The 15,665-nt window shown below is 71.3% G+C and carries 21 protein-coding genes; 14 read left to right on the top strand and 7 right to left on the bottom strand.

Annotated features, from left to right (window positions below; translation table 11 throughout):
• The first annotated feature begins 10 nt into the window (after positions 1-10).
• Together ABZ714_RS01310 and murQ are read left to right on the top strand one after the other, a co-directional pair.
• Positions 11-952 (top strand): MurR/RpiR family transcriptional regulator, encoded by a 942-nt coding sequence (locus ABZ714_RS01310; RefSeq protein WP_358823038.1) that lies wholly within the window; start codon positions 11-13, stop codon positions 950-952.
• Between the two features lie 11 nt (positions 953-963).
• Positions 964-1,899, top strand: coding sequence for an N-acetylmuramic acid 6-phosphate etherase (gene murQ / locus ABZ714_RS01315; protein WP_358823039.1), 936 nt, complete (start codon positions 964-966; stop codon positions 1,897-1,899).
• A gap of 310 nt (positions 1,900-2,209) precedes the next feature.
• On the opposite strand, the gene ABZ714_RS01320 is transcribed toward murQ, so the two are convergent.
• Positions 2,210-2,773, bottom strand: coding sequence for a TetR/AcrR family transcriptional regulator (locus ABZ714_RS01320; protein WP_358823040.1), 564 nt, complete (start codon positions 2,771-2,773; stop codon positions 2,210-2,212).
• Positions 2,774-2,882: 109 nt separating this feature from the next.
• Here ABZ714_RS01320 and ABZ714_RS01325 point away from each other — a divergent pair, with 109 nt between their 5' ends.
• Complete coding sequence (locus ABZ714_RS01325) at positions 2,883-3,512, top strand: DUF2867 domain-containing protein (protein WP_358823234.1); 630 nt, start codon at positions 2,883-2,885, stop codon at positions 3,510-3,512.
• A gap of 121 nt (positions 3,513-3,633) precedes the next feature.
• Here the strand turns inward: ABZ714_RS01325 and ABZ714_RS01330 are convergent, their stop codons facing one another.
• Positions 3,634-3,990: a cupin domain-containing protein gene (locus tag ABZ714_RS01330; RefSeq protein ID WP_358823041.1), complete on the bottom strand. Its 357-nt coding sequence runs from the start codon at positions 3,988-3,990 to the stop codon at positions 3,634-3,636.
• 71 nt (positions 3,991-4,061) lie between these two features.
• On the opposite strand from ABZ714_RS01330, the gene ABZ714_RS01335 reads away from it, so the two are divergent.
• The 6 genes from ABZ714_RS01335 (at position 4,062) to ABZ714_RS01360 (ending at position 8,052) form a co-directional block, all read left to right on the top strand.
• Positions 4,062-5,021: a helix-turn-helix domain-containing protein gene (locus ABZ714_RS01335; RefSeq protein WP_358823042.1), complete on the top strand. Its 960-nt coding sequence runs from the start codon at positions 4,062-4,064 to the stop codon at positions 5,019-5,021.
• A gap of 131 nt (positions 5,022-5,152) precedes the next feature.
• On the top strand, positions 5,153-5,479 hold the full coding sequence (locus ABZ714_RS01340; protein WP_358823043.1) for a PadR family transcriptional regulator: 327 nt from the start codon (positions 5,153-5,155) through the stop codon (positions 5,477-5,479).
• The gene (locus ABZ714_RS01345; protein WP_358823044.1) at positions 5,476-5,832 is read left to right on the top strand and encodes a DUF1048 domain-containing protein; all 357 of its coding nucleotides are present in this window, start codon (positions 5,476-5,478) and stop codon (positions 5,830-5,832) included. Before ABZ714_RS01340 ends, ABZ714_RS01345 begins: the two co-directional genes overlap by 4 nt.
• A gap of 1 nt (position 5,833) precedes the next feature.
• A complete protein-coding gene (locus ABZ714_RS01350) occupies positions 5,834-6,172 on the top strand; it encodes a DUF1048 domain-containing protein (RefSeq protein ID WP_358823045.1) in 339 nt (112 codons plus the stop codon).
• Between the two features lie 114 nt (positions 6,173-6,286).
• Positions 6,287-7,267: an ATP-binding cassette domain-containing protein gene (locus tag ABZ714_RS01355; protein WP_358823046.1), complete on the top strand. Its 981-nt coding sequence runs from the start codon at positions 6,287-6,289 to the stop codon at positions 7,265-7,267.
• The gene (locus ABZ714_RS01360; RefSeq protein WP_358823047.1) at positions 7,264-8,052 is read left to right on the top strand and encodes an ABC transporter permease; all 789 of its coding nucleotides are present in this window, start codon (positions 7,264-7,266) and stop codon (positions 8,050-8,052) included. The genes ABZ714_RS01355 and ABZ714_RS01360 overlap by 4 nt, the downstream gene beginning before the upstream one ends.
• Before the next feature lie 19 nt (positions 8,053-8,071).
• On the opposite strand, the gene ABZ714_RS01365 is transcribed toward ABZ714_RS01360, so the two are convergent.
• From ABZ714_RS01365 to ABZ714_RS01380, 4 genes are all read right to left on the bottom strand, one after another.
• On the bottom strand, positions 8,072-8,293 hold the full coding sequence (locus ABZ714_RS01365) for a DUF397 domain-containing protein (protein ID WP_358823048.1): 222 nt from the start codon (positions 8,291-8,293) through the stop codon (positions 8,072-8,074).
• A complete protein-coding gene (locus ABZ714_RS01370) occupies positions 8,269-9,117 on the bottom strand; it encodes a helix-turn-helix transcriptional regulator (protein WP_358823049.1) in 849 nt (282 codons plus the stop codon). Before ABZ714_RS01370 ends, ABZ714_RS01365 begins: the two co-directional genes overlap by 25 nt.
• A 279-nt stretch (positions 9,118-9,396) precedes the next feature.
• Positions 9,397-9,690, bottom strand: a complete 294-nt coding sequence (locus tag ABZ714_RS01375) for a DUF397 domain-containing protein (RefSeq protein WP_358823050.1) — start codon at positions 9,688-9,690, stop codon at positions 9,397-9,399.
• Complete coding sequence (locus ABZ714_RS01380) at positions 9,666-10,514, bottom strand: helix-turn-helix transcriptional regulator (protein ID WP_358823051.1); 849 nt, start codon at positions 10,512-10,514, stop codon at positions 9,666-9,668. The genes ABZ714_RS01375 and ABZ714_RS01380 overlap by 25 nt, the downstream gene beginning before the upstream one ends.
• Before the next feature lie 179 nt (positions 10,515-10,693).
• On the opposite strand from ABZ714_RS01380, the gene ABZ714_RS01385 reads away from it, so the two are divergent.
• Together ABZ714_RS01385 and ABZ714_RS01390 are read left to right on the top strand one after the other, a co-directional pair.
• On the top strand, positions 10,694-10,915 hold the full coding sequence (locus ABZ714_RS01385) for a hypothetical protein (protein ID WP_358823052.1): 222 nt from the start codon (positions 10,694-10,696) through the stop codon (positions 10,913-10,915).
• Positions 10,912-11,178, top strand: a complete 267-nt coding sequence (locus ABZ714_RS01390) for a hypothetical protein (protein WP_358823053.1) — start codon at positions 10,912-10,914, stop codon at positions 11,176-11,178. The genes ABZ714_RS01385 and ABZ714_RS01390 overlap by 4 nt, the downstream gene beginning before the upstream one ends.
• 452 nt (positions 11,179-11,630) lie before the next feature.
• Here ABZ714_RS01390 and ABZ714_RS01395 read toward each other — a convergent pair whose 3' ends face one another.
• Complete coding sequence (locus ABZ714_RS01395; RefSeq protein ID WP_358823054.1) at positions 11,631-12,563, bottom strand: sugar isomerase; 933 nt, start codon at positions 12,561-12,563, stop codon at positions 11,631-11,633.
• Positions 12,564-12,994: 431 nt separating this feature from the next.
• Here ABZ714_RS01395 and ABZ714_RS01400 point away from each other — a divergent pair, with 431 nt between their 5' ends.
• From ABZ714_RS01400 to otsB, 3 genes are all read left to right on the top strand, one after another.
• Complete coding sequence (locus tag ABZ714_RS01400; protein WP_358823235.1) at positions 12,995-14,248, top strand: extracellular solute-binding protein; 1,254 nt, start codon at positions 12,995-12,997, stop codon at positions 14,246-14,248.
• A gap of 73 nt (positions 14,249-14,321) precedes the next feature.
• Positions 14,322-14,612 (top strand): DUF3263 domain-containing protein, encoded by a 291-nt coding sequence (locus ABZ714_RS01405; protein ID WP_358823055.1) that lies wholly within the window; start codon positions 14,322-14,324, stop codon positions 14,610-14,612.
• Positions 14,613-14,622: 10 nt separating this feature from the next.
• Positions 14,623-15,504, top strand: a complete 882-nt coding sequence (otsB, locus tag ABZ714_RS01410; protein WP_358823056.1) for a trehalose-phosphatase — start codon at positions 14,623-14,625, stop codon at positions 15,502-15,504.
• Positions 15,505-15,665: the final 161 nt, after the last annotated feature.

Raw genomic sequence — 15,665 nt, forward strand, 5'->3', positions numbered from 1 at the left:
CTTTCATACCATGGGTAACCCAGTGAAGGAAATTTTCAACAAGGGGGCAGCCGCCAGCGACACACCGCCCGCCCCCGCCGCCCTCGCCGCCAAGGTCCGTACGCTCAGCCCGTCCATGACGCGCTCGATGCAGCGGGTCGCCGAGGCCGTGGCCGACGATCCCGCCGGCTGCGCCGCCCTCACGGTCACCGGTCTCGCGACCAGGACCGGAACGAGTGAGGCCACCGTGGTCCGTACCGCCCGGCTGCTCGGCTATCCCGGCTACCGCGATCTGCGGCTGGCCCTCGCCGGGCTCGCCGCCCACCAGCAGTCCGGCCGCGCCCCCAGCGTCACCGCGGACATCGCGGTGGACGACCCGATCGGGGACGTCGTCGCCAAGCTCGCCCACGACGAGCGGCAGACCCTCGCCGACACCGCCGCCGGACTCGACATCACCCAGCTCACCGCCGCGGTCGTGGCCGCCGCGACCGCCCGCAGGATCGATATCTACGGCGTCGGCGCCTCGTCGCTGGTCGGGATGGACCTGGCGCAGAAGCTCCTCAGGATCGGGCTGATCGCCCATGCCCACGCCGATCCGCATCTCGCGGTCACCAACGCCGTCCAGCTCCGCTCGGGCGATGTGGCGATCGCCATCACCCACTCGGGCTCCACGGGCGACGTCATCGAACCGCTCCGTACCGCCTTCGAACGCGGTGCGACGACCGTCGCGATCACCGGCCGCCCCGACAGCCCGGTCGCCCAGTACGCCGACCACGTCCTGACCACGTCGACCGCGCGGGAGAGCGAGCTGCGGCCCGCCGCCATGTCGTCCCGTACGGGCCAGCTGCTGGTCGTGGACTGTCTCTTCATAGGCGTGGCACAGCGGACCTACGAGACCGCGGCGCCCGCCCTCGCCGCCTCCTACGAGGCCCTCGCGCACCGGCACTCCCCCCGGACCACCACCCATCGATGAGGAAGCCGCCCATGACGCCCACCTCCCCCGCGTACCGCGAACTCGGTGCCCAGCTGGCCGCCCTCACCACCGAGGCGTTCCGGCCCGACCTCGCCGAGATCGACCGGCTGCCGACGCTCGACATCGCCCGGCTGATGAACACCGAGGACCGGACGGTCCCGGGCGCGGTCGCGGACCAGCTCCCCGCCATCGCCGCGGCGATCGACGCGGCGGCGGAGCGGATGGCCCGCGGCGGCCGGCTGATCTACGCGGGCGCGGGCACGGCGGGCCGGATGGGCCTGCTGGACGCCAGTGAGTGCCCGCCGACCTTCAATACGGCCCCGGAGCGGGTCGTGGGTCTGATCGCGGGCGGTACGGCGGCGTTCGTGACGGCCGTCGAGGGCGCGGAGGACCGGCCGGACCTGGCGGCGCAGGATCTGGCCCGGCTGGGCGTGGGCCCGGACGACACGGTGGTCGGGGTCTCCGCCTCGGGCCGTACGCCCTACGCGGTCGGCGCGGTCGGGTACGCCCGGGGCGTCGGGGCGCTGACCGTCGGCCTCTCCAACAACGCGAACAGCCCGCTCGCGGCGGCGGCCGAGCACGGCCTGGAGGTGGTCGTCGGCCCCGAACTCCTCAGCGGCTCCACCCGGCTGAAGGCCGGTACGGCCCAGAAGCTGGTCCTCAACATGATCTCCACGATCACGATGATCCGGCTGGGCAAGACGTACGGAAACCTCATGGTCGACCTGCGCGCCTCCAACGACAAACTCCGGGCCCGCTCCCGCCGGATCGTCTCCTTCGCGACGGGCGCCGCCGCCGACGAGATCGAATCGGCCCTGGAGGCGACGGGCGGCGAGGTGAAGCCCGCGATCCTGATGATCCTCGCCGGTACGGACGCGAAGTCGGCCGCGCGTCTGCTGGAGGAGTCGAACGGCCATCTGCGGGAGGCGCTGAAGGGCGCGGAGTAGCTTTTACGCCCCCTATGCCTTCGGCAATGGGGGGACCCCCAGCGCCCCTAAGTGCTCTCTCCCCGGCACCGCCCCTGAAAAGGGGTACCCACCCCGGGAAGACGGTCCCGTCTCCTTCCGAGACGGGACCAGGAGGGCAACCAGGGGCGCGGGGAACTGCGCGACAAGCCGGCCACGGTCCGCAGACCGCCGACGACATCAGGGCGCCGGGCGCGGCCCGGGTCTTTCGGGACGGCACCCCGGAGGGCCGAGGCGCTAAAAACCCCAGGCGCGGCGCACCCCGCAGCGGGAGGCGACCCCGCGGGAGGCGTCACGCGTGGAGTCGGACCTTGATCAGCTCCATCACCTCGTCCCGGGTGTACGCGCCGTGGTCGACCGCCATGGAGTGGTAGGCGATCCGGAGGGCGTACGCGATCGTGCTCCGGGCCTCGACATCCGCCTCGTCCGGGCAGAACTCCCGGTAGAGGGAGCGCAGATACTCCATCCGCTTGTTGTCGACCCGGCGCAGCCTGCGGGCGACGCCTTCGTCGCGGCGGGCCCAGTCGCGGATCGCCAGATCGGCGGCGATGCTGGTGGCCGGGGTCTCCTCACTCCTGACGGCGACGATCCCGAAGAGGCGGGCCAGTTTCGTCCTGGCGTCCCCGCCCCGGTTCTCGACCCGGGCGATCACGACCTCGGTGCCGTCCCGTTCCCAGACGTCGAGCATCTCGGTGAGCAGGGCGTCGCGGTTGGCGAAGTGCCCGTAGAAGCCGCCCTTGCTGACACCGAGGGCATGGGCCAGGGTTTCGATCCGGACCGCTTCGGGTCCGCCCGCGGCAAGGGCCCGCAGACCCTCCTCGATCCAGGTGCTCCGGGGTGTTCTGGTCACGCCCACGTTTCCGACTCCTCATCCGCCCGAGATATATACGGCAACGTATAGACGGCACCGTATAGATCCGTCTAGCCTCGTCACATACGCCACCGTATAGATCTTGGGGGAGAACATGCGGCTGCCCGCGAGCGCGCACACCGCCCGCCCGTGGCGGGTCCACGCCATCGCCGGGGACTTCGCCCTCGCGGACGTCTGGCGGCTGCCGACGCCCGGCGGCCCGGACGATCTGATCCATCTCGTACGCCAGTTCTCCGGTACCGCCCCTCACGCGGGAGGGGCGGTACCGGAGCGGTCGTCCTCGCCGTTCGCGCACCCGGTGGCGGCCACCCTGCTCGGGCTCCGCTGGAAGCTGGGCGCGCTGCTGGGCTGGGACGGGCCCGGTACGGGGATCGGGGCCCGCGTCCCGTCGCTCCGCGAGCGCCTGCCGGACGATCTGCGCGACGGGCCCCGGGGCCCGGACTCCCGGCCGATCCCGTTCCGCTCGGTCTACACGACCCGGGACGAATGGCTCGCCGAGATCGCCAACCGGACGGTCCACGCGGCGCTCCACCTGGGCTGGGTCCCCGACGGCTCCGGCGGCTACCACGCCCAGATGGCGGTCCTGGTGAAGCCCAACGGCCGGTTCGGCCGGGCCTATCTGGCGGGCATCAAGCCCCTTCGCCGGTTCGGCGTCTATCCCGCGATGTTCGAGGCGGCGGGCCGCCGCTGGCAGGAGACGGCGGCCCTGCGCGCGACCGGCTGAGCGGCCGACCGGCCGGCCGAGAACCACGAGCCGCGGTCCCTGGAGTCACGGGGGTGCTCCAGGGGCCGCTTCCCCGCGCCGGGCCGCTGCCGGCCGTTCGACCCGTCAGCCCGCCAGCCCGTCAGCCCGCCGGATAGAACACGAAGATCTCGCACCCCGTCTCGGTCTGCGGGATGTGCGAGGACCCCGCCGGGGCATGGATGAAGCTCCCCGCCGGATAGTCCCGTTCACCGTCGTTGAAGACCCCGGAGATCACATAGACCTCCTCGGGGCCCGGGGCGTGGACGTCGATCCCCTCCCACCGGGAGCCGGGATCCATCTCCAGTACCTGTGCGCTCGCCCCGCCGTCGCCGCGCCACAGGGGGCGCTGACGGATCCCGGGGAAGAGTTCGTTGACGGGCGCGTCGGCCAGCGCCGACCAGACATAGCCCGGCCCGGCGTACGCGTGCTCCTGCTGTTCCTGCTGTTCTGTGGTCATACGGTCCAGCCTCGCCGCCGTCCGCCGTCCGGCCGAGTGTCTCGAATGACATGCTGCGGTACTTTCCTGCCATGCATCGTGTCGCGGCCCTCGCCCATCCGCCGCAGTCGACCTTCGAACTCTCCTGCGCCGCCGAGGTGTTCGGAGTCGCACACCCCGGCATCCCGGCCCGCTACGAGTTCACGGTCTGCGCGGAGCGCCCGGGCCCGGTCGCGACCCTCGCCGGTTACGACATGCTCGTCCCGGACGGCCTGGACGCGCTGGACCGGGCGGACACCGTGGTGATCCCCGGCTGGCTGCCGATCGGACAGCCGCCGTCCCCGCAGGTCGTACGGGCCCTGCGACGGGCCCATACCCGGGGCGCCCGGATAGTCAGCATCTGCTCCGGCGCGTTCGTCCTCGCGTACGCCGGTCTGCTCGACGGCCGCCGCGCCACGACGCACTGGGGGCAGGCGGAGGAGTTCGCCGCGCGCTTCCCCGCCGTACGGCTCGATCCGGACGTCCTCTACGTCGACCACGGCGACGTCGCCACCAGTGCGGGCTCGGGCGCCGGGATCGACCTCTGCCTCCATCTGGTCCGCCACGACCACGGCGCCCGCCACGCGGCCCGGATCGCCCGCAGCATGGTGATGCCCCCGCACCGCGAGGGCGGCCAGCTCCAGTACGCGGCCCCGCCCCGCCCGGCCGACTTCGACGGCACGCTGGCCCCGCTCCTGGAGTGGGCGGTGACCCGGATCGGGGACCCGGACCCGGTGGACCTCGCGGACCTGGCGGACCACGCGGGCGTCTCGGTCCGCACCCTGGCCCGCCGCTTCACCGAACAGCTCGGTACGAGCCCCGGCCGCTGGCTGCTCGCCCAGCGGATCGCCGCGGCCCGGGAGCTCCTGGAGGCCACGGACCTCCCGCTGGAGACGGTGGCCCGCCGGGCCGGGCTCTCCTCGGCGACCAACCTCCGCCGCCGCTTCGTCTCCGCGCTCGGCACGACCCCGGGGGCGTACCGGCGGGCGTTCCGCGCGGCGACCCCGCGATAAAAGCCCGTGCCAGCCCGCGACAAGGGCACCCGATCCCACTGTGACGCAGGCCACAATCCCCACTACTCGGTGACACCGTATAGTGGTACTCGGCACCACGTAGTACCGAGAGAAACCGAGGTGGGTCCGGCATGGACGACCTGACGGAGATGCTGAAGGGCACGCTCGAAGGATGCGTGCTCCAGATCATCGACAAGGAGGAGACGTACGGCTACGCCATCACCCGCCGACTCCATGGACTCGGCTTCCCCGACGTCGTGGAGGGCACGGTCTACACCATCCTGCTGCGGCTGGAGCGGAACGGACTCGTCCAGGTGACGAAGCGCCGGTCCGAGGCCGGACCGCCGCGCAAGTTCTTCACGCTCAACGACGCCGGACGCGAGGAACTCGCCAAGTTCTGGGCGAAATGGCAGTACGTCTCATCTCGTATCGACAGGCTCAAGGAGGGCGGGAAATGAACTTCTGGGAGACCGTCACCGGCAGTGACCTCACCAGGGAGTGGAAGGCGTTCGAAGCCCGGGCGGCGGTCCTGCCCGAGGCGCACCGGGCGGCCTGGGAGGAGATCAAGGGCCACCTCTTCCCGCACGGGGACTTCACCGGCCGCAATCTGATGCCGATCCACGACTCCGCCCTCGGGCTCCTCGAAGAGACTGCGGCGGACGGCCTGAGCGTCGACGAGGTGCTCGGCGACGACATCGGGGGCTTCTGCGCGGCCCTGGTCGGCGGCGAGGGCGCCCGGACCTACCGGGACCGCTGGCGCGAGCAGTTGAACAGGAATGTCGCACGGAAACTGAAGCGGCTGGAGGGCTGAGATGAGCATCCGGGACATCATCGAGGGCAAGAAGCAGTGGCGGGCGCACACGGCCCGGGTCAAGGCGCTCCCGCCGGACTATCGGATCGTCTACGAGGAGATGCGGCGCTACCTCTTCAAGGTCGGGCCGGTCGAGCTGGCCGATGGGCCCCTGCTCACCGGGATCGTGGACTTCTTCGAGGAGGGCGCCGCCGCGGGCAAGGGCGTCCTGGAGGTCACCGGCCCGGACGTCGCCGCGTTCTGCGACGGGCTGATCAAGGACTCGCCCACCTACGCGGACGCCTACCAGCGATCCGTCGGCGCGGAGCCCGGCACGGCCGGGAACGCGACCGGGAAGTAGCGGCACCGCGCGCCGGGGCGGACTCGAAGCCCCGGCGCCCCCACCCCCCGCCATCCCCCTCCATCCCCATCACCGGATTCTTCGAAAGAGGAGAGCACCATGGGGCTATCTGTCATGCCCACATCACGACAGTCGGACGGCGTACGACCCGCCGCCGTCTCCGCCACCGGCCTGCGCAAGGCGTACGGCGAACAGACCGTCCTCGACGGCATCGACCTGCACATCCCGGAAGGGTCCGTCTTCGCCCTGCTCGGCCCCAACGGCGCGGGCAAGACCACTGCCGTGAAGATCCTCTCCACCCTCGTCACCGCCGACGGCGGACAGGCGCGGGTCGCCGGACACGACATCGCGGGCGCCCCCGACCGGGTCCGGGCCGCGATCGGTGTCACCGGCCAGTTCTCCGCCGTCGACGGGCTGATCACCGGCGCCGAGAACATGCGGCTGATGGCGGACCTCAACCATCTGCCCGGCCGCGAGGGCAGGCGCCTCGCCGCCGAACTGCTGGACCGCTTCGACCTCACCGACGCCGCGGACAAACAGGTCCAGAGCTACTCCGGCGGCATGAAACGGCGCCTGGACATCGCCATGACGCTGATGGGCGGCCCGCGGATCATCTTCCTCGACGAGCCCACCACCGGGCTCGACCCGCGATCGCGCCACAACGTCTGGTCCATCGTCCGCGCGCTGGTCGCCGAAGGCGTCACCGTCCTCCTCACCACCCAGTACCTCGAAGAGGCCGATGAACTCGCCGACCGGGTCGCCGTACTCCACCACGGCCGGATCGCCGCCGAGGGCAGCCCCGAGGAGTTGAAGCGGACGGTCCCCGGCGGCCACGTCCGGCTCCGCTTCACCGACCCGGCGGCCTATCGGAACGCCGCCGCCGCCCTGCGGGAGACCACCCGCGACGACGAGGCCCTCACCCTCCGGCTCCCCAGCGACGGCAGCCAGCGCGAGCTGCGGGCCGTCCTCGACTGGCTGGACTCCGCCGGAATCGAGGCGGACGAGCTGACCGTGCACACCCCCGACCTGGACGACGTCTTCTTCGCCCTGACCGGCGACGCCACCCCCGCCCGGACCGAGGAGACCGCCCGATGAACACCCTCTCCCTCACCCTGCGCGACTCCACCACCATGCTGCGCCGCAATCTGCTGCACGCCCGGCGCTATCCGTCCGCCACGCTCAACCTGCTGCTGACGCCGGTGATGATGCTGCTGCTCTTCGTCTATGTCTTCGGCGACGCCATGAGCGCGGGACTCGGCGGGGGCGCGGACCGCTCCGACTACATCGCCTACATCGTGCCGGGCATCCTGCTGATGACCGTCGGCAGTACGACCATCGGCGCCGCGGTCTACATGGCGATGGATATGACCGAGGGCATCATCGCCCGGTTCCGCACCATGGCGATCCACCGCGGCTCGGTCCTCATCGGACATGTCGTCGGCAGCGTGCTGCAATCGGTCCTGAGCGTGCTCGTCGTCGGAGCCGTCGGCGTAGCCATCGGCTTCCGCTCCACCGAAGCCAACGCCCTGGAGTGGCTGGCCGCCTTCGGCCTGATCGCCCTCTTCTCCCTGGCCCTCACCTGGATCGCGGTCGGCATGGGCCTGTCCAGCCCGAACCCCGAGGCGGCCGGCAACTCCGCGATGCCGCTGATCCTGCTGCCGCTGATCTCCAGCGCGTTCATCCCCGCCGAGACCATGCCGGGCTGGCTCCGTCCGGTCGCCGAGTACCAGCCCTTCACCCCGGCCATCGAAACCCTGCGCGGCCTGCTCCTGGGCACGGAGATCGGCCACCACGGCTGGCTCGCCCTCGCCTGGTGCGCGGCCCTGACGGTCCTCGGCTACCTCTGGTCGACATCCCTCTTCCACCGCGACCCGAAGTAGCCGCCGGAGGCCGGAGGTTCTATCCGGTGAGGTCGCGCGTCCTGACCGCCGTGACGAAGGCGGACCAGCCGGTGGCGGGGAGCATCAGAACGGGGCCCTGGGGCGACTTGCTGTCGCGGACCGGGACCACCGCTGTGGTCAGGAGGTCGTCGGAGACCTCCAGGCACTGGCCGCCGTCCGGGTTGCTGTGGCTGCTCTTGCGCCAGGTGAGCGCGTTCACGTCGAGGACGTGGTGTCGCATGACATCTCCTCCAGCTTCCGCAGGATGAACGTCCGCGACTCGCCGGGCGACAGGGCGAGGTCGCGTACCGAATCGTAGGCGAACCAGAGGCGGTTGACGGCGGGCCTGTCCTCCACCAGGTAGCCCGCGTAGCCGGTCTCCACCCATGCCACGGTGGTGTCCTCCGGGGAGCGCAGGAACATCGTGTCCGTGTTGGTGAGGCCGTGGATGCCCGACGCCTGCCGTAGTACCTGGACACTGACGTTCGGCAGCTCGCTCATCGCCAGCAGATGCTCCAACTGCCGCCGCCACGCGCCCTGGTCCGCCAGCGGGGTCGTCAGGACCGCCTCGGAGATAATCGTCCGAAAGTGCGTCTCCCCGTCCAGTGTCAGCAGCTCCGCCCGGCTGACCCGGGCCTCCACCTGCTGATCGAGGTCCTGGCCGGTGAGACCGCCGGCGGTCAGCACCTCGGTGGCGTACTCCTTCGTCTGGAGCACCCCCGGCAACAGGCCCACGGCGAAGTGCCACATGTTCACGGCGAGTGCCTCCAGCAACATGTACCTGCGGTACTGCGGTTTGAACTGGCCCGGGTCGGCGAGCGCCAGTTCCCAGAGGGCCGTCAGCCCGCCCTTCGTCCCGTAGTGCTGGTCGAGCGCTTCCGCGACGTCCGCGCCGCCCAGGCTCTCCCCTTTCTCCAGCCTTCCGAACAGGGCCCAGTCCCAGCCCAGCGCGTCGCCCAGCTGGCGCAGCGTTTCGCCTCTCTCGGCGCGGAGGATGCGGAGTTCCTCCGCGAATCGTTGGCGGGGGGACTGACTGCGTCCCGAGGTCGCTTTCCTCGACGGCATGACGCTCCCTTCGGGGAGAGTGGGGGTGCGCCGGATCGGCCTGGCGCCGAGGGGGGTCCATGGCGTCCGCCCCCCGTTAGCCTCCCATTCTCATGCCGCCAGGCGCACACAACGTCACGCGACACCCGTTTGCCGAACCACCAAATGGGGGAAAATGGTGATCTCGGCGTTGCGGAGCGCGACAAATGTGCGCCGAGCACATATGACCGCCGAACAGACGACCGCGAGCCGACGGCAGGGGCTGCCATCGGCTCGCGGGTACGACGGAGACGTGTTCGGTCAGGCGGGGAGCGTGCCCCTCTTCACGGCGGTGACGAACGAGGACCAGTCGGCGGCCGGGAAGATCAGGACCGGACCGTCGAGCACCTTGCTGTCACGGACGGGGACCACGGCGGGGACATTGGCCGCGATCTCGACGCAAGCGCCGCCGTCAGGGTTGCTGTAACTGCTCTTGAACCAGTCGGCGGAGGTGAGGAGATCGTCGGAGACCTCCAGGCAGGCGCCGCCGTCCGAGTTGCTGTGACTGCTCTTACGCCAGGTGACGGCACTCAGGTCATACGCGGGTCGTCGCATGGCACTTCCTCCAACATCCGCAGGATGAATGTCCGCGACTCGGCAGGGGACAGCGCCAGGTCGCGTACGGCATCGTATGCGACCTGGAGTCGCTCAACGGATGCGCTTTCCTCGATGAGTTCGCCCCGGTGGGCGTTCTCCGTGTAGGCCACGGACCGGCCTCCCGGAAGACGCAGGAACATGACATCCGTACTGACGAGACCGTGTATGCCTGCGCTCTGGAGCAGCACCTGAAGTGTGATCCTCGGGTGTTCCATCATCGCGAGCAGGTGCTTCAACTGCACGCGCCAATCCGGGGGATGCGCCAGCGGCTTACGCAGTACCGCCTCCGACAGGATCGCGCGGAAGCGCGGTATATCCGCCCCCACCAGCAGCGCCCGTCGGCTTGCCCGCGCCTCGACCTGCTGAGTCAGTGCAACACCACTCGCCCCGCCCGCCGACAGTACGGCGGTGGCGTAGCCGTCGGTCTGGAGCAAGCCGTGAATCGTGCTCACGGAGAAGTGATTGAGGCCCGACGCCTCCGCCTCAAGCTTCATATACCGCCGGTACTGCTCCTTGAACTGCGACGTGTCCCCCAACGCCAGTTCCCACAGCGCCAGCAGTCCGCCCCGCATCCCGTAGTGCTGGTCCAGCGCGATCGCGACCTCCGGGCCGCCGATCGTCTCGCCGTTCTCCATCTTCCCGAACAGCGACCAGTCCCAGCCCATCCGGTCGGCCAGTCTGCGCAGACTCTCGCCGGACTCGGCGCGTAGCGACTTCAGCTCCTCGGCGAACCGCAGGCGTGGTGACTGGCTGCGGCCCGTCGTCGCTTTCCTGGGTGGCACGGCGCCCCCTTCGAACGTTGTGGAAGTTACTCCCGGACGGTGTGGAAGTAGCAGCCGTTCCCGTTGTCGCCCGCAAGGTCCGCGCCCAAGCTCGGTGACGTTCGGAGCACGCACAGTAGCCCAACTCCCGTATGACTTACAGGCAAACGGGGGAAATATCAGGATTGGAGCGACCACCGATGGCGACGGAGACGATCAGGCAGGCCGAAGAGGCGTGCGACGCACTCGGGGAGGCGCTGGCACGGGCCGGGGTACGGCTGCCGTCGCTGGGGGTGGACCCCTGTGCGTACGCCGCCGTCGATCCGATTCCGCTGATCGAGCTGGGGCGGGTGCGGCCCGATGTGGCGCTGGCGCTGGCCGCCGCCGTGGACCGGGGCGTCCATCAGGGCGGGGGCCGGTGACGGCGCCACGCGCCTCCGCCGCCCGCTTCCCCTGGCGGGACTCGTGGCCCGGGACCGCCGTGTCCGGCGACGGGAACGGCTGGCTGACCGGCGGCTGCTGGCTCTACTGCGGGCGGCGGGAAGTGCCGGTGCTGTGGGTGGGGTCCGTACACACCCCCGGCGCGATCGGCGAGCTGTACGCCTGCGGGGGCTGCCTCGCCGAGATCGCCTTACGCGTCCGCCACCAGGCCCTCGCCCGTGACGCCGCGTACGCGGGCGTCTGAACGCACGAACGACCCGGGTGGACCCCCGCGACGCTGCAACGTCCGGGGGCACGGCCCATCAGCCGACTCTCGAACAAGGAGCTGACGAACGTGAGGGACCTTAGCGGGGACGCGCTCGCGCGTCCGTACGTTTTCCGGATTACGGCCGGACCCCGGCCGGTGGCCGGTAACCGACCGGGATCCGCGCGGTGACCGGGGAGGGGCTGACCCAGCCGCCGCCGCCCGCGCGGACCGCGATCTGCTGCCAGTGCGGCCGGCCGACGTACGCGCCCGTCGCCGTACGGTACGTGGGGCCGTGCGGCGACGGGCGGGGCGTGGCGCAGGGCACCACGGTGTACGCCTGTCCCGTCTGCGCCCCGATACTGGCGCCGGGACCGGTCCCCGACGAGTTTCCGGAGCCCCGGTGAGGGGCCGCCGCCCCGGGCCTCCCGACCCGGATCGGGCCGTGCCGGTCAGCCCAGGATCACGCTCCGCGACAGGTTCCGGGGGCGGTCCGGGTCGTACCCCTTGGACTCCGCGAGGATGACCGCGAGGCGCTGGACGCGGATCAGGTCGGCCAGCGGATCGCAGGGCGCGTTGGCGACCAGCGTGCCGCCGACTTCGGCGACATCGGCCGCCAGACCGTCGGGGAGCGGTCCGAAGGCCCAGGTCACCCGGCCGGGGGCGGTGATGGCGATGGGGCCGTGGCGGTACTCCATCGCGGGGTACGCCTCCGTCCAGGCGCCCGCCGCCTCGCGCATCTTCAGCGCCGCCTCCTGGGCCAGGCCGTAGGTCCAGCCCCGGCCGAGGAAGGTCCACTGCTCGGCGGCGACGACCGCCTCCGGCAGGGGTTCGGTGAGGGCGAGTTCGGCGTCCACCGCCGCTTCGGCGACGGACTTGACGCCGAGGGCGGCGGGGAGTCCGCCGAGCCCGGCCCGGAGGAACGCCAGGGCCGTGGTGGCGAACCGGGTCTGCACCACGGACTCCTCGTCCGCCCAGTCCAGTACGGCGACGGTGTCGGCCGCCGCCATCACCGGGGTGTCCGGGTCGGCGGTGAGCGCCAGCGTCGGGGTCCGGCCCTTCACCTCGCCCAGGAGGTCCAGGACCTCCGTCGTCGTACCGGAGCGGGTGATCGCCACGATCCGGTCGTACGAACGGCCCGCCGGGAACTCGGAGGAGGCGAAGGCGTCGGTCTCGCCGAGGCCGGCCGCCTCGCGCAGGGCGGCGTAGGCGATCGCCATGAACCACGACGTGCCGCAGCCGGTGACGGCGACCCGCTCCCCCGGCGCCGGGAAGCCGCCGAAGCCGGCGGCGGCCTCGGCGGCCCGGCGCCAGGACGCGGGCTGGGTCGCGGTCTCGGCGGCGGTCCGGGAGGGGGTGGCGGACGGCGTGGGCGTACGGGACATGCGTCGGGCTCCTTGAGCTTGAGTGCTGTCGGCTGATCCGGCCAGATCCGCGCACCCCTGCCTAGCAGCAGGTCACCCCGGTCGGCAACGGGGCCTCCGTACCACGTCCCACCGGCCGAAATTGGTCTGGACCGGCAGGAGGAAGCAGTGATCGAGCCGTTGCCGAAAGGAGACCCCGTGGCATAGACCTCTGTGCGGAGTTGGTGAACAATCGCTCGAATTCCGGGCGTAGCCGCAGGGCTCGTGCTGTCCCCGCGGGGACACAGGGGAACGCCGGGACAGGCGCGCGAGCCGCGCGTACGGAAGTCCCGCCGCACCGGCATCCGGCGGGCTCCGGCGACCAACCGCAAACGCAGATTGGGACACCCTCCGTGCGACACCACCTCTTCCGACGCAGATCGCCCCGTTCCGCCGCTCCCGGATACGGGCGTATCGGGGCCGCCGCCGCCGCGTTCGGGCTCACCGCCGCGACGCTCACCGGCTGCGGTTCCGACGGGGAGGACGAGGTCACCCTCAGTCTCGTCGCGGCCGACTACGACGTCGACGGCGGCCAGAGCAGCCGGGCGTACTGGGACGGTCTGGTCGCGGAGTTCGAGAAGAAGCACAAGGGCATCAAGGTCGACGTACGGATCGAGCCGTGGACCAATGTCGACCGTACGGTCCAGGAGATGGTCGACGCGGGCCGGGCACCCGATATCGCCCAGATCGGCGCTTACGCGGACTACGCGGCCGACGACAAGCTCTACGACGTCGACCAGTTGCTCTCCCTCGGCACGATGACCAACTTCCTGCGGCCGCTCGCCGTCGCAGGTGAGCACCGGCGCACCCAGTACGGGATGCCGTTCGTCGCCTCCACCCGGCTGCTCTTCTACAACAAGAAGCTCTTCGACGAGGCCGGGATCGAGGAGCCGCCGAAGACCTGGAACGAGCTGCGGGACGCGGCCGAACAGCTCAAGGACGGCACCAAGGCGGTCTATCCGTACGCGCTGCCGCTGGGGCCCGAGGAGGCCCAGGCCGAGACGCTGAACTGGATGATCAGCGCCGGTGACTCGTACACCGTGGCCGGATCCGGCTACACCATCAACTCCGAGCGGAACATCTCCACCGTGACGTGGGTGAAGGAGAACCTGGTCGACAAGGAGCTGACCGGGCCCGTCACCCCCGGCCAGCTCAACCGGAAGGAAGCCTTCGCGGCCTTCGCCCGGGGCGAGGTCGGCATGCTCAACGGGCATCCGTCGCTGCTGCGGATCGCCGCCAAGGCGGGCATCGAGCTGGGTACGGTGGCGATCCCCGGGCCCGAGGGGAAGCCGCAGCACGCGATGGGCGTCGCCGACTGGATCATGGCGTTCAAGGAGAACGGGAACCGGGCCGAGATCGGCAAGTTCCTCGACTTCGTCTACACCGACGAGAACGTGATGGCCTTCGCCGCGCAGAACAATCTGCTGCCGGTGACGACGAGCGCGTTCGACGCGATGCGGGAGGACCCGAAGTACCGGGAGCTGAAGGGCTTCCTCGACGAGCTGCCGGACTCCGTACTGCCGCCGGTCGGCAAGACGTCCTGGGCGTCGGTCAGCGCCGATCTCAAGAAGAACATCGGGCGGGCGGTGGCACCGGGCGGGAACCCGAAGGCGGTCCTGGACGGGATCGACAAGAAGGCCGAGGAAGCGGAGCAGGCGGAGGAGTAGCCCGCCCGGAGGGCGGCAGCGGGCGGGGGAGCGTGGCGGGCGGCTGTCGGTGGCGGCGCCTATGTTGGACGGTATGACCGATGCCGATGCCGACGCCGAGCCCGCCGCCGGGGACGGGGGCGGTACGGGGCGTACCGCCCGTGAGCTGACCGACCGCGACCGGGCCGTACTCGCCATGGAACGGCGCTCCTGGGCCGGACCCGGCGCCAAGGAACGAGCCGTCCGGGAGGAGCTGGGCATGTCCCCCGTCCGCTACTACCAGCTGCTCAACGCACTCCTGGACGACGAACGGGCCCTGGCGCACGATCCGGTCACCGTCAACCGGCTCCGACGGGTGAGAGACGGGAAACGCGAGCGCCGATAGGGTCGGGGGCATGGGCAGCTCTCCGCACTCCCCGGACGCTTCACCGTCATCCGCACGCGGGCTCCCGGAGCCGTCGACGCCCGCCGGGCGGGACGGACTCGCCGCGTTGCTGGCCCGGCCCGAGAAGGCCGTGATCGCACTCGACTTCGACGGCACGCTCGCCGAGATCGTCCCCGACCCCGAGCAGGCCAGGGCCCACCCCGGCGCCGTCCCGGCCCTCTCCCGGCTCGCGCCGCGCGTCGGCCATGTCGCCGTGGTCACCGGACGTCCGGCGGGCGTGGCGGTACGGTACGGCGGCTTCGCCGGGGTCGAGGCCCTCGCGCACCTCGTCGTACTCGGCCACTACGGCGCCGAACGATGGGACGCGGTCAGCAGTACGGTCCACACCCCGGCGCCGCACCCCGGAGTCGCGGCCGTCCGGGCGGAACTCCCCGGCTGCCTCGACCGGCACGGGGCGTGGCGCGGCACCTGGATCGAGGAGAAGGGGCAGGCCGTCGCGGTCCACACCCGGCGGGCCGAGGACCCGGCGGCGGCGTTCGAGGCGCTCCGGGAACCCCTGGCGGCGCTGGCGGCGCGGCACGGCCTGGTCCTCGAACCCGGCCGGATGGTCCTCGAACTCCGCCCGCCCGGCATGGACAAGGGGGTCGCGCTCGCGGAGTACGTCCGCGAGGTCGGCGCCGAGACGGTCCTCTACGCGGGCGACGACCTGGGCGATCTCCCGGCGTACGCGGCGGTGGAGAAGCTGCGGTCGGACGGGCTGGCGGGCGTGCTGGTGTGCAGCGGCAGTACGGAGGTCACGGACCTGGCCGACCGCGCGGACATCCTCCTCGCGGGCCCGCGCGAGGTCGTCGCCTTCCTGGACACCCTCGCGACGGAGCTGCCCTCCCGCTGACTCCCCCGGGCGCCGCCGACTCGGAGACCCTCGCGTGCCGCCCCGGCCAAACCCGGGCGCGCCCGGCGACTACTGCTTGTTCCCGGTCTTCGGACCGTGGGTGGCGTGTCTCGCAGTTCCCCGAGCCCCTGGTTGTCCTCCTCACCGCCCTCGTAAAGAGG

Source organism: Streptomyces sp. NPDC006798 (assembly GCF_040635975.1).
Lineage (GTDB): Bacteria > Actinomycetota > Actinomycetes > Streptomycetales > Streptomycetaceae > Streptomyces.